A 13,755-nucleotide genomic window follows, 5' to 3' on the forward strand; every position below is an offset into this window, starting at 1 on the left:
TTAGTTCAGCCCCAATAACCCACGCAAGGTCGACAGCTCTTCCGCCAGCACCGTGACCGGCCCGACCAGCGCACGGCGATCACGTTCGCTGACCTTGTCGTAGGACGCAAACCCACTGCTGGCATCACCCTCGATCAGGTAGTAATGCGCCAGGGTGTGTTCGATGGCGGTGAAGTTTTCTTCGATACGTGCAACAAACGCCGGATCTTCCTGCGCCGCCAGCGGTTTGACCAGTTCGAAGATCTTCTTCGAGCCATCCAGATTGCCCTGGAAGTCCCACAGGTCGGTGTGGCTGTAGCGATCCTCTTCACCGGAGACCTTGGTCGCGGCGACCTCTTCCATCAACGCCGCAGTGCCACCCACCACTTTCTCCGGCGGGAAGGTCAGGTCCTGCACACTCTGCTCCAGAGTCTCGACATCATTCATCAGGCGCTCGGCATAGTCGCCCAGGCCAGCGGTGCTGTGCTCGTGAAACAGGCCGTACTCCAGGCGGTGAAAACCGGTGAAGGTCGGGTCCTGCACGCCATGCTCGTAGTCGTCTTCACGGGCGTCGATGCTGGCATCCAGATCGGCAAACAGTTCGGCAATTGGCTCGATGCGCTCGTAGTAAACACGGGTCGGTGCGTACAGCTGCTGGGCACGCTGCAGATCGCCGGCCTTGATGGCATCGGTGAACTCACGGGTGTGACTGCTGAACTGCTCCAAGTTGTCGAGCACGTAGAGTTTGTAGTCGGTAATCGGATTGACCAGATCCTGCGGTGCCACAGCGGCCTGTGCCTGCATGGCAACCAGCCCGAAGGCAGCGGCGGTAATGACGGTGCGAAGGTTAGACATTGTCCTGCTCCTGAATAGACGTATTAAGGCCAATCACGAATGGCGCCGGCTGGCAGCCAGCATGCTGCTGCCGAGGTAGTCCCCGGCTTGTACGCCCGGCAGCGTGAAGAAGTAGCCGCCGCCTACGGGCTTGATGTATTCCTCCAGCGGTTCACCGTCCAGGCGCTTCTGAACGGTAATAAAACCGGCCTCCAGGTCCGCCTGATAGGCGATGAACAGCAAGCCCATATCCAGTTGACCGTTGGCTTCGACGCCGTTGGAGTAGTTGAACGGACGGCGCAGAATCAGATTGCGCTCGCTGCCATGGGTGCGCGGGTTGGCCAGACGGATATGCGAGTCCAGTGGCGTCACCTTGCCGTCGGGGTCGTTGTCGTAGACCGGCATATCATGCTCGATGCCGCCATGCATGGGCGCGCCGCTATCGCGACGACGACCAAAGATGGCTTCCTGCTCCTGCAGTGGCGTGCGGTCCCAGCGTTCGACGAAGTTGCGGATGATGCGCACGGCCTGATAGCTGCCGTTGTGTGCCCATTCGGGCTCCTGGTTGCTGCCATCAACCCACACCACGTTCTGCATCAGGCCGCTGTTGTCTGCCGGCGGGTTGGCGGTGCCATCGCGAAAGCCGAGATAGTTGCGTGCGCTTTCGGTCGAGCCATCGGAGCGCGGCGCCATGACCGGCACCGTGCCTTCCTGTTTCCAGCGCAGCATCAGCATGCCGGGGGTGTTCTTGATGATGTCACGCAGGGCGTGAATGGTAGTGCCCTCGGTGTTGGCACAGAACTGCAGGGAAATATCACCGTGACAGCGATCGGCATCCAGCGCATCGTTGGAGAACGCGACCATGCGCTGCAGGTGACGGGGTTTGACCGCGCCCAGCCCGAAGCGGTCATCAAACAGCGAGGCACCGACCGACAGCGTAATGGTCAGCCCGTCAGGGTCGATGCTGGGCCCGAGGATGCCGGAATCCACCGGAGGGTAGCGCGGGTCGCGCTGCTCATAGGTACCGCCCCGGGTCAGAAATGCAATGCGCTCAGTCAGGGTACGCAGCAAGCGCTCCAGACCTTCGCGATCAGCCACCAGCACATCAAAGCTGGCCAACATGCCTACCGCCGGGCGCGGGGTAACAATGCCCTGCTGCTGGTCGCCATAAAACGGGTGGAATTGATGGGTAGCCGAGCTGGACGGCGCATCGGTTACTTCTGCCGCGCGCGCCTGCTGGCCGGCCAGCGCGCCGCTGCTCAGTGCAGTAGCAGCGGCACCGATACCCGCTGCGCCCAGGCCCTGCAGGAAGCGGCGGCGATTAAGGCCGGAGAACGGGCAGCCCGGTGAAAGGTCATCACGATCACTCATACGTACTCTCGATCCTGAATATCAGTAAGCACCGGCCAGCAGCGCGTTGACGCTGGCCAATTGGTTCGCCAGCTGCTGGCTGGCCAGCAATAGGGTTTGGGTGTCAGCGGCAGGCACCTGCTCGGCCAGCGACGCATTGGCCGCCTGCAGGGCCTCAGACTCCTGCGGGTGCGACTGCCGGAGAACCGGAAGCAGCAGCGATACGACCTTGTCGATACCTGCCTGCAAGCCCTGCAGATCACTGCGCGCCCTGCTGCTGAGCTGATCGTTGTTCTGCTGCTGGTCATGCCAGGCCTGCAATACCCGGCCGGCGCCATTGGCCAGTTGGGAGGCCGGTACACCCTGGGCACTCAAACGTGAGCGCAGCGCGCCAACGTCGGCACTCAGCTGCTTGACGACCGGCAGCAATCCGTCGGTGGTCTGCTGTTCAAACAAGCCATAAGCCAGGCGTTCAAAGCCGCGAAAATCGGCATCCTGTTCGCGCTCTGCGAAGTACTCGGCGCGCGCATTCAGCCGTTGATCCAGATCGCTGAACAGACCTACGGCGAGCGCCATGTGCTGATCGATTGCGCGTGCATCCAGCCAGGCTTGCTGCGCCGCGTCCAGGTTGTTATGAGCAATCTGCTGATGCAGGTTGCCGACCGCGCGCGCCAGCGCCCGCCCTTCCAGCGTCAGGTAGACGCGGTACTCAGCCAACGGACCGATCAGTGCGCGTGCGGACAGATCGGCGGCAACGGTCTGCCCGGCCACCGCAGTCACGGTCAGCGTCCCGCGCGGATTACTGAGCAGGCCACAGGTCATCTGGTATTCACCGGGCAGCAACGTGGCTGTCAGTTGCTGATGCAGGCCGGGAGCGATGTTCTCACGCTCCTCCAGTACCATCACGCCATCGAGAATTTCCCACTCGATCGCACGCTCACTCTCGTTGAACACGGTAAAGCGTTGAGCACCGGCAGGCACGGTAAGCGTGTTCGGTGAACAACCACTGGCGTCAATGGTGATCTGGTGAGTATCAGTCGTGTCGGTTGACGACTTCGAACCCAGCGACAAATAGAAAATACCCAGCGCGCCGAGCATCAGCACGGCAGCACCAGCCATGCCAGCCCGCAACGCAAGCGGCGACGGAGCAGAAGCAAAAGGATCAGACATCAGGACACTCGCAGGCAGTGTTGGACAGGTGTAAAACTCAACCACCAACCCGCGCTGCGGCAGGTCTAGCGAGCTGCGCAGTACCGGGTCGGAAGAAGAAAAACAGGGTGATCAGCAAGAAGCCGAGATAGGCGACGACTTCACTGACACTGGGCGCAGGCTGATAGCCGAAAATACCGGCAAACAGGCTGCCCAGCGGAGTGTCCAGCGGCAGCCATTCGCTCAGATCGAAGACATTGCGCTGGCCATAATTCCACAGGCCCGCCTCGTGCAATGCGCGCACCGCACCCGAGAACAACCCAGCAGCCACCAGCAGAATGAACAGGCCGGTTCCGCGGAAAAAGTGCTTCAGATTCAAGCGCAGGCTGCCACGATAGAACGCCCAGCCGGCCAGTACCGAGCACAGGACGCCAAGCAGCGCGCCCAGCGGTGCTCCGGTGCCCCGCCCCTGCTGGAACACCGCCAGCAGAAAGAACACCGACTCCAGCCCCTCGCGAGCGACCGCCAGAAAGACCATGCCGATCAACGCCCAGGTTTGCCCCTGGCCGGCCTGAAACGCCTGGTCCAGCGCGCCGGTCAGCTCAGTACGCAACCCCTGCGACGCGCGCCGCATCCAGAACACCATCCAGGTCAGCACACCAACGGCAATCAAACCGACAGCCGCTTCAAACATCTCCTGCTGACGCTGGGGAAACTCGGCGCTGACCAACTGCAGGGCCGCGCCACCGAGCAACGCCAATGTGACGGCGAGGAAAATACCGGTCCAGATGACCGGCATCCACGCGGCACGGCCGGTCTGACGGAGGTAGCTGGCAATGATGCCGACAATCAGCGCGGCCTCGAGGCCTTCGCGCAGCATGATCAGGAATGGAACAAGCATGACAATCAGTCGCAATTGAGAATGAATTTGAATACGACCAGATCATACATGTAACAAAATATGTAAAAAACCACTTCAGCGTATCCATATCGGAAACGCTGATTTTCATCTGAAGCATCAAGAAATAGCCCGCTATCAGCCGCAAAGGGCCGCCGAACGAGCAACGGCACGGGCCACGCTGGAGTGTGGTCTTTCAGCGCCGGGAAGTTCGGCTCCCGCTCGATAGGCAGACCTGTGCGCCAACCCATGGCCGAGTGGGAACTCGGCCTTTCCAGGCAGCATCCTGTCTTTCGATCAGCCGAGCAGGCCCGAGAATGGCAGAAACGCGACCAGATCACCGGGGCTGAAGGTGAGCCCGGCTGGCACCCGTAACAGGCCACTGGCGCGACTGGCGCTGCTGAGCACACCGGAGCTTTGATTGCCCGACAGCATTACGCGGCCGTCTTCGACATGCGCACGCAGGTACTCCTCACGACTGCCAGCGCGACTCCAGGCGAACCCGGCAGGCAAGGTATAGGCAGGTGCGGCCACCTCCGCTGCGCCAAGGCGGGTCAACAGATAGGGACGCACCAGCAGCAAAAACGTGACCAGCGTCGCTGCCGGATTCCCGGGCAGACCGAGCACGGGCATACCTGCGTAGTGACCCAGCGTGAACGGCTTGCCCGGCTTGATCGCCAGCTTCCACAGATCGATCTCACCGGCCTCGCGCAACGCCTGACCGAGATAGTCCGCCTCGCCGACCGACACCCCGCCGGAAGTAATAATCACATCAACCTGCCTGGCCAACTGCTGCAGGCGATCACGGGTCGAGGCAAGGTCATCCGGCAGAATACCGGCGTCGAACACAGTCTGCCCCATGCCCTGCAACAAACCGATCAAGGTAAAGCGGTTGCTGTTGTAGATCTGTCCGGGGCTCAGCGGCTGCCCCGGCTCGACCAGCTCGTCACCGGTCGATACCACCGCTACCCGCAGCGGCGTGCGGACCCCGACCTGATCAATCCCTACCGAGGCAATTACCCCCAGATCCTGCGGTCTCAGCCGGATTCCGGCAGCCAGCAACGGCTGACCGGCAACGACGTCCTGCGCTTGGCGTCGGACGTTGTCGCCGGCAGCCACCGGCTCCAGCAGGCGCACTCGGCCATCCGCCAGCAGCTCGGTATTCTCCTGCATCTGCACGGCATTGGCGCCAGCAGGCAAGGGTGCACCGGTAAAGATGCGTGCACAGGTGCCAGGTTGCAGCGCCGCCGGAGCAACCCCGGCGGTGATGCGCTGACTGACCGGCAGGCCATCAGCCATCGCCTGCGCCAGATCAGCCTCGGCCAGCGCGTAACCGTCCATCGCACTGTTGTCCCAGGGCGGTACGTCGATGGCAGAACAGACCGGCTCGGCCAGAACCTGGCCGAGCGCATCGGTCAGCGACAACACCCGCACGGGCTGCTGCTGATGGGCGGCCGCGCTGGCGAGCAGCCGCTGCAGGGCCTCGGCAACCGGCATCAGGCTCATGCGCGGCGACCGTCCTGATCCGGATTGCCCAGATGCTGCACGAAGTTGCACGGGCGGGTACGACTGTCCAGCTGGGTTTCGAGAATCCGCGTCCAGGCCGTGCGGCAGGCATTGGACGAGCCCGGCATGCAGACCACCAGCGTGCGGTTGGCCAGCCCGGCCAGCGCGCGGGATTGCAGCGTGGACGTGCCAATGTCTTCATAGGAGACCTGACGGAACAACTCACCAAAGCCATCGACCTGCTTGTCCAGCAGCGGCGCGATGGCCTCCGGAGTGCTGTCACGGCCGGTGAAGCCGGTGCCACCGGTAATCAGCACGACCTCGACTGCCGGGTCGGCGATCCAGGCCGACACCAGTGCGCGCATCTGGTAACGGTCGTCGGGCAGCAGTTGGCGATCGGCCAGACGATGACCAGCGGCGGTCAGACTGTCCGCCAGCAGCTGGCCAGAGGTATCGGTTTCCGGGGTACGGGTGTCGCTGACGGTCAGCACGGCGATGCCAAGGGCGGCGAAGGGAATATCGGGTGAGCAGCTCATGGATGGATTCCTTGCGTTCGGGTAATGCCGGACGGCAATCAGCAGGGGCGCTGCTTTCGTCCGCTACAGGCCCGGTGTTATAACACAGACCACACCAGCCAGAGCATTGAACATGTCAGCATCACCCCGTATCAGCGCCCTGCTGCTGGCCGGCGGCCAGGGCCGCCGCGTCGGCGGTGCAGACAAGGGCCTGCTCGCCTACCGCGGCGGCCCTGTCAGCGCCCATCTGAGCGCGCTGTTGCGCAGCGTGGCCGATGAGCTGCTGATCAGTTGCAATCGCAACGCCGACCAATACCGGCAATGGGCCGACCAACTGGTGACCGACAGCAGCACGGACTATCCTGGCCCGCTGGCCGGCATTCTGAGCGGCTTGCGCCAGGCTCGCGGCGAGCAGCTTTTGGTGCTGCCCTGTGATATGCCGTTGATCGATCAACCCTTGCTTGAGCAACTGCTTTGCCAAGCCGATCCTGACCGTCCGGTGTTTTTTCGCACTGGTGAGCAGCCCCAGCCGCTGCCCTGCCTGATCCCGCGCGGGCTGCTGCCGGCGCTGGAATACGCCTGGCTGCAAGGGGAGCGCAGCCCGTTGCGCTGGTTGCGAACAATGGACGCGATCTGCCTCGATCTGGCCGCTGACGAACCGCGCCTGACCAGCGCCAACACCCCTACCCTGTGGCTGGCGTTGCAGTAACCCTGTGAAAAACAGTCGATTTTTTTTCGTTTGCCTCTTGTGCGATGACAAACTTTAGGTAAAATGCCGCCCACAACGGAGCGTAGCGCAGCCTGGTAGCGCGTCTCGTTCGGGACGAGAAGGTCGCTGGTTCGATTCCAGTCGCTCCGACCAACAGCAAAACCCCTGACTCATTGAGTCAGGGGTTTTTCTTTTTCTGCCATCTGAGGTCTGTTGCCGCTTCGCCTTGCCTGGCCGAAGAAGGGTCTCCGGCAGGCAGATGAACGCAACGGCGACAGCTCTAATCAAGCATCTCACGCAACACATGGTGCAGAATGCCGCCCGCCTTGAAGTAGGCGATCTCATTGACGGTATCGATTCGGCAGAGCATCTCGAAGCTCACACTCTTACCATCATCACCGGTCGCCTCCACCGTCAGCCGCTGCCCCGGCTTGAGCTCATCGCTGATGCCGTTGATCTCGATCTGCTCGTGCCCGGTCAAACCCAGCTCGGCCACGCTCTGACCATCCACAAACTGCAGCGGCAACACCCCCATACCGACCAGGTTGGAACGGTGGATGCGCTCGAAGCTCTCGGCCAGCACGGCCTTCACACCGAGCAGATTGGTGCCCTTGGCCGCCCAATCCCGGCTTGAACCGGTGCCGTACTCCTTGCCGGCCAGCACCACCAGCGGCGTGCCATCCTGCTGATAGCGCATGGCTGCATCATAGATCGACATCCGCTCGCCGGAGGGCACATGAATGGTCTCACCGCCCTCCTCGCCACCGAGCATCCGATTGCGGATACGGATGTTGGCGAAGGTGCCGCGCATCATCACTTCGTGGTTACCGCGCCGCGAACCGTAGGAGTTGAAGTCGGCCGGCTCCACGCCAAGCGACTGCAGGTACTCACCCGCCGGCGAGCTTGCCTTGATATTGCCGGCCGGCGAAATGTGGTCGGTGGTAATCGAATCACCGAATACCGCCAGCACCCGCGCCCCGGTAACCGGCTGCAGGGATTCTAGTGGCTGGTCGATGGCATCAAAGTACGGCGGGTTTTTCACGTAGGTTGAGGCATCATCCCAGGCATAGGTCTTGCCCTCGCTGACGCTGATCGAGCGCCAGTGATCATCACCAGTGAACACATCGGCATAGCGGGTCCGGAACATCTCGTCTTCAACCAGCGCCACGGCCTCGGCGATCTCGCTGTTGGTCGGCCAGATGTCCTTGAGAAACACCGGACGGTTGTCCTGATCCAGACCAAGCGGCTCGTCACGCAGGTTGATTCGGGTGTTGCCAGCCAGCGCGTAGGCCACCACCAGCGGCGGCGAAGCCAGCCAGTTGGCCTTGACCTGCGGGTGCACTCGACCTTCGAAGTTACGGTTGCCGGACAGCACCGCCGACACGGCCAGATCGTGTTCGCTGACAACCCGGACCACCTCGTCGGGCAGCGGCCCGGAGTTGCCAATACAGGTGGTGCAGCCGTAGCCCACCAGATTGAATCCGAGCGCATCAAGACTCTCGGTCAGACCGGCTTTGTTCAGATAGTCGGTCACCACCTTGGAGCCTGGCGCAAGCGATGACTTGACCCAGGGCTTGCGCTGCAGGCCCCGCTCTACAGCCTTTTTGGCCAGCAAACCGGCGGCCATCATCACACTCGGATTGGAAGTATTGGTGCAGGAGGTAATCGCGGCGATCACCACGGCGCCGTGGTCCAGCGGGTATTCCTTGCCATCCAGCTGCACCGTGGCATGGGCATTCGGGCCGCCGACGGCGGTACCGGCACCGCCTTCACTTTCCAGCCGAGCCTGCTCGGTATCAGCCGGTGCGAGCTGCAGCGCCAGCAGTGCATCGAAGGCTTCGGGCACATCCGGCAGGGCCACCCGATCCTGAGGTCGACGCGGACCGGCCAGGCTGGCCTCCACAGTACTCATGTCCAGGTGCAGGCTGTCGGTAAACGCCGGCTCGTCGCCCGCCTCGCGCCACAGTCCCTGCGCCTTGCAATAGGCTTCTACCCGCTGCACCACCGCATCAGGGCGGCCGCTGAGGCGCAGATACCGCAGAGTTTCCTCATCCACCGGGAAGAAACCGCAGGTCGCACCGTACTCCGGCGCCATGTTGGCAATGGTCGCGCGATCCGCCAGCGGCAGGTCGGCGAGACCATCACCGTAGAATTCAACAAACTTGCCGACTACGCCCTTGCTGCGCAGCATCTGGGTAACGGTCAGCACCAGATCGGTGGCGGTGATGCCCTCGCGCAGACGGCCGGTCAGTTTGAAACCGATCACTTCCGGGATCAGCATCGAAACCGGCTGCCCGAGCATGGCCGCCTCGGCCTCGATACCGCCGACGCCCCAGCCCAGTACGCCCAGCCCGTTGATCATGGTGGTGTGCGAGTCAGTGCCGACCAGGGTATCAGGCCAGGCCCACTGCTCACCGTCCACCTCGGCGGCCCAAACGGTCTGGGCCAGGTACTCCAGATTGACCTGGTGACAAATGCCGGTGCCCGGCGGCACCACGCGAAAGTTCTGAAAGGCCTTTTGCCCCCAGCGCAGGAATGCGTAACGCTCACCGTTACGCTGCATCTCGATTTCGACGTTGTCATGAAAGGCCGAGTCGCTGGCAAAGCGATCAACCATCACCGAGTGGTCGATGACCAGATCGACCGGCGACAGCGGATTGATCTGCTCCGGATCGCCACCAGCCCGCGCAACCGCATCACGCATGGCGGCCAAATCCACGACCGCCGGCACCCCGGTAAAGTCCTGCATCAACACCCGCGCCGGACGGTACTGAATTTCACGGTCGGATCGACGCTGCTCCAGCCACTGACTTACGGCGCGAATATCATCCAGCGTGACCGTCTCGCCGTCCTCATTACGCAGCAGATTCTCCAGCAGCACCTTGAGCGACTTGGGCAGTTGCTCTATGCCGCTCAAGCTGGCGGCCGCGCGCTTCAGCGAGTGGTACTGGTAGTGCTCGCCGGATACATCCAGCTTATCGAGCGTACTCAGGCTATTGGCTTGGGTCATGCGATAAACCTCCTTGCACCGGCACGCTGCCGGTATGGATTGCTATACTCTGCGGCACGGTTCGGCGAAGCCTCTGGCAGAGGCCCGCGACGATGGCACGTGATCTTCCAAAGCTAGCAGACAAAACGCCGCACAACATTTGAAATGCAGCCCTACAGCCATCGAACTCACTGCCGATATACCAGCTTAGACAACAGTCAGTCCGCTACTGCTCCCGGACAGACACTCAAGGACATTCGCCGATGCGTAACAATCAACCCGTAACCCAGCGTGAACGAAGCTTTGCGGCGGACCAGCGTCTGATCTCGACCACCAATCTCAAGGGCGTCATCACCTATTGCAACGATGTTTTCGTCGAGATCAGTGGTTTTACCCGCGAGGAGCTGGTCGGCACATCTCACAACCTCGTGCGCCATCCTGACGTTCCGCCAGCGGTCTTCGCTCATATGTGGGCCGACCTGAAAGCCGGCAAGGCGTGGATGGGGATCGTCAAGAATCGCTGCAAGAACGGCGACCATTACTGGGTCAATGCCTTCGTCACGCCGATCTGGGAAAACGGCCAGATTACCGGCTATGAATCAGTGAGGGTCAAACCCACTGCCGGTCAGATCGAACGAGCCACCGCGCTTTACCAGCGCCTGGCTCGGGGCGGCAATGCAGTTCAGGGCGACTTTGCGGGTATGGCCCTTCAGGTCCTGCCATCGGTCCTGGCCATGGCAGCCAGCGGTGCCGCCGGCACCCTGTTCGGCTGGCCGGGCGTGGCCGTCGCAGCCCTTGCCGGCGTGCCGGCAGGCTATGCGATGAAATCGGCACTGGAACACCGCCTGCAGCGCATCGTCAAAATGGCCGGTAACAGCATCAGCGATCCCCTGCTGGCGCAAATGTATACCCCGTTTCGCGGCGCAATGGGCCAGTTGGAGATGGCGATTCACAGCCAGCAGGCTCGCCTGCAGACCTGTCTTACCCGGGTTGGTGACAGCGCGGCACGCCTCAAGGAACAGGCGCAGGAAGCCAGCGAGATTGCCCGTCGCAGCAGCGAAGGTCTGGCCCAGCAGCGCGCCGAAACCGACCAGGTCGCAACCGCGATCAACCAGATGGCAGCCGCGACTCTGCAGGTCTCCGGCAACGTACAAAGTACAGCTGAAGCGACTCGCGATGCGGCCGATCTGGCCGTGCAGGGCAAGCGGCTCGCCAGCAATGCACGAATCGCCATCGAGAACCTCTCCGGCGCAGTTGACTCGGCCAGCACGGTTACCAATAAATTGGCATCCGATGCTCGCGAGATCGGCACCGTGGTGGACGTCATCAAGGGCATCGCCGAGCAAACCAATCTGCTGGCACTGAACGCCGCCATCGAAGCGGCCCGCGCTGGTGAGCAGGGTCGCGGTTTCGCCGTGGTTGCCGACGAGGTTCGTGCCCTGGCCAGCCGTACCGCCGAATCGACCGAGCAGATTCACAGCCTGATTGCCAACCTGCAGCAGGCCGCCCAGAGCACCGTCGACACCATGCAGGCCGGCAACGAGCAGGCCGAGCGCGGTGTCGCTCAGGTCGCTGAAGCCGATGAGGCGCTGGAGGGGATTCGCCAGGCTATCGAGCGCATCAACGAGATGGCCGGTCAAATCGCCAGCGCTGCCGAGGAACAGAGCAGCGTTGCCGAAGAGATCAACCGTAACGTCACCAATATCGCTACTCTGGCAGACAGCACCGAGAAGCAGGCCAGCCGCAGCGCCGAGCTCAGTGGCGAACTGGCCAATACCGCGCAGCGCCAGGTTAATCTGGTCGAACGTTTCAACCGACGCTGACCTGCTATCTTGCCCAGCGCCGGCCGAGTCAAGCTCGGCCGGCCGACCTCACTGCCCCCCATACCCCTGCTTTCCGACAAGCTTATGCTGCCGTCACTCCGACGTTACCCACCCGTCTGGCGACGGTGCTAAACTGCCTGCCTTTGCCTGTGAAACAAGGATATATCCATGTGCGGAATCGTCGGTGCCACCGCCCAGCGTGACATCACTCCCATCCTGCTTGAGGGTCTGCGGCGTCTTGAGTACCGCGGCTACGACTCGGCTGGCGTCGCAGTTGTAGACAGTGCCGGCACCATTCAGCGCATACGTGCCGTTGGCAAGGTTGTCGAGCTGGAAAACGCACTGCAGGCCAAGCCGGTAAGCGGCCACCTCGGTATCGCCCACACCCGTTGGGCTACTCACGGAAAACCGGCAGAACACAACGCACACCCTCACCTGTCCAACGGACTGGCCATCGTCCACAACGGTATCATCGAGAACCACGCTCCGCTGCGCAAACAGCTGCAGGATCTGGGCTACAGCTTTACGTCCGAAACCGATACCGAGGTCGTCGCTCACCTGCTGGCGCACCATTTTGCCAAAACCGGCGACATGCTCAGCGCGTTCCGCAGCACCCTGGGCGAGATTCACGGCGCCTACGCACTCGCCGTGATTCACGACTCCGAACCCGGGACTCTTTACTGCTCGCGCATGGGCAGCCCGCTGGTGATCGGAGAAGGCAGCGGCGAACATTATCTTGCCTCCGACCCGTTGGCGCTGCTGCAGGTCACCGATCGCTTCCGCTACCTGGAGGAAGGCGACTACGCTCGCATCACGCTGACCAACTGCGAGATATGGGACCGCGCCGGCAACTCAGCCGATCGGCAGGTAGTTCGCTATGAACACGCAGCCCATAGTCTGGACAAGGGCGAATACCGCCACTTCATGCTCAAGGAAATCTTCGAGCAGCCGCAGGCCATCAGCGACACCCTGGCCGGCACACTGGGCGACGATCACGTACTGACCGCGATCCTCGGCCCGGAGGCGGAAACCCGTCTGGCAGACATCGCCAACATCCATATTGTTGCCTGCGGCACCAGCTACCACGCCGGTCTGGTCGCCCGCTACTGGATCGAAGAACAGGCCGGTATTCCCTGCCAGGTCGAAGTCGCCAGCGAATACCGCTACCGCAGTGTCGTGGTTCCGGCCAATACCCTGCTGATCACGATTTCCCAGTCAGGCGAGACCGCAGACACCCTGGCCGCGCTGCGTTACGCCAAGCATCAGGGCTACCTGGCCACCCTCGCCATCTGCAACGTCGCCGGCAGCTCGCTGGTGCGCGAAGCCGACTGGCGCTTGCTGACCCATGCCGGCCCGGAAATTGGCGTAGCCTCAACCAAGGCCTTTACTACCCAGCTGGTGTCGCTGCTGTGGTTGACCACCGCTCTGGCACAGGCGCGCGGCCAAAACCAGTTCGTCGCCCGTAACGTCGATGCCCTGCGCAAGCTGCCGGCACTGACAGAACAGGTGCTTGCGCTGGAGCCGGCCATCGTTGCACTGGCCGAACAGTTCGCCAACAAGCACCACGCTCTGTTTCTGGGCCGTGGCCCGCACTACCCCATTGCGATGGAAGGTGCGCTCAAGCTCAAGGAAATTTCCTATATTCACGCCGAGGCCTACGCCGCCGGCGAGCTGAAGCACGGCCCGCTGGCACTGGTGGATGAAGATATGCCGGTAGTCTCCGTTGCGCCGAGCGACAGCCTGCTGGAAAAACTCAAGTCAAACCTGGAAGAAGTACGTGCCCGCGGTGGCCAGCTGATCAACTTTGCCTGCGAAACCATTGAGCAGAGCGCTGACCCGGAAGTCAGCAATATCCGACTGCCCTGGGTGGAAGACTGCATCTCGCCGATCATCTACACCCTGCCACTGCAGTTGCTGAGTTACCACGTCGCGCTGGTCAAAGGGACCGACGTAGACAAGCCGCGCAATCTGGCTAAATCCGTTACCGTCGAGTAATTGCGGTT

General features: G+C 62.2%; 10 protein-coding genes and 1 tRNA gene. 4 read left to right on the plus strand and 7 right to left on the minus strand.

Going from position 1 to position 13,755, the window contains the following annotated elements; genetic code table 11:
• From efeO to moaB, 6 genes are all read right to left on the minus strand, one after another.
• Positions 1 to 834 (minus strand): iron uptake system protein EfeO, encoded by an 834-nt coding sequence (gene efeO, locus AC13EY_RS07675; protein WP_482876623.1) that lies wholly within the window; start codon positions 832 to 834, stop codon positions 1 to 3.
• A 33-nt stretch (positions 835 to 867) separates the two neighbouring features.
• Entirely contained in the window at positions 868 to 2,184 is a 1,317-nt protein-coding gene (gene efeB, locus AC13EY_RS07680) for an iron uptake transporter deferrochelatase/peroxidase subunit (RefSeq protein ID WP_482876621.1), read from the minus strand.
• Positions 2,185 to 2,205: 21 nt separating this feature from the next.
• Positions 2,206 to 3,333 (minus strand): cupredoxin domain-containing protein, encoded by a 1,128-nt coding sequence (locus tag AC13EY_RS07685; RefSeq protein WP_482876619.1) that lies wholly within the window; start codon positions 3,331 to 3,333, stop codon positions 2,206 to 2,208.
• A gap of 37 nt (positions 3,334 to 3,370) precedes the next feature.
• The gene (efeU, locus tag AC13EY_RS07690; protein WP_464383472.1) at positions 3,371 to 4,213 is read right to left on the minus strand and encodes an iron uptake transporter permease EfeU; all 843 of its coding nucleotides are present in this window, start codon (positions 4,211 to 4,213) and stop codon (positions 3,371 to 3,373) included.
• A 294-nt stretch (positions 4,214 to 4,507) separates the two neighbouring features.
• Positions 4,508 to 5,716, minus strand: coding sequence for a molybdopterin molybdotransferase MoeA (locus tag AC13EY_RS07695; RefSeq protein ID WP_482876617.1), 1,209 nt, complete (start codon positions 5,714 to 5,716; stop codon positions 4,508 to 4,510).
• Positions 5,713 to 6,252 (minus strand): molybdenum cofactor biosynthesis protein B, encoded by a 540-nt coding sequence (gene moaB, locus AC13EY_RS07700; RefSeq protein ID WP_482876615.1) that lies wholly within the window; start codon positions 6,250 to 6,252, stop codon positions 5,713 to 5,715. The genes AC13EY_RS07695 and moaB overlap by 4 nt, the downstream gene beginning before the upstream one ends.
• A 112-nt stretch (positions 6,253 to 6,364) precedes the next feature.
• Between moaB and mobA the strand changes: the two genes are divergently transcribed.
• Both mobA and AC13EY_RS07710 read left to right on the plus strand, forming a co-directional pair.
• Complete coding sequence (gene mobA, locus AC13EY_RS07705; RefSeq protein ID WP_482876614.1) at positions 6,365 to 6,940, plus strand: molybdenum cofactor guanylyltransferase MobA; 576 nt, start codon at positions 6,365 to 6,367, stop codon at positions 6,938 to 6,940.
• Between the two features lie 76 nt (positions 6,941 to 7,016).
• Positions 7,017 to 7,093: transfer RNA gene (locus AC13EY_RS07710), tRNA-Pro, on the plus strand.
• 127 nt (positions 7,094 to 7,220) lie between these two features.
• Here the strand turns inward: AC13EY_RS07710 and acnA are convergent.
• Positions 7,221 to 9,950: an aconitate hydratase AcnA gene (gene acnA, locus AC13EY_RS07715; RefSeq protein ID WP_482876612.1), complete on the minus strand. Its 2,730-nt coding sequence runs from the start codon at positions 9,948 to 9,950 to the stop codon at positions 7,221 to 7,223.
• 242 nt (positions 9,951 to 10,192) lie between these two features.
• Between acnA and AC13EY_RS07720 the strand changes: the two genes are divergently transcribed.
• Together AC13EY_RS07720 and glmS are read left to right on the plus strand one after the other, a co-directional pair.
• Entirely contained in the window at positions 10,193 to 11,752 is a 1,560-nt protein-coding gene (locus tag AC13EY_RS07720; RefSeq protein ID WP_482876610.1) for a methyl-accepting chemotaxis protein, read from the plus strand.
• A 168-nt stretch (positions 11,753 to 11,920) separates the two neighbouring features.
• Entirely contained in the window at positions 11,921 to 13,747 is a 1,827-nt protein-coding gene (gene glmS, locus AC13EY_RS07725; protein ID WP_482876608.1) for a glutamine--fructose-6-phosphate transaminase (isomerizing), read from the plus strand.
• The last annotated feature ends 8 nt before the right edge of the window (positions 13,748 to 13,755 follow it).

It is taken from the genome of Halopseudomonas sp. L-58, from assembly GCF_056859475.1.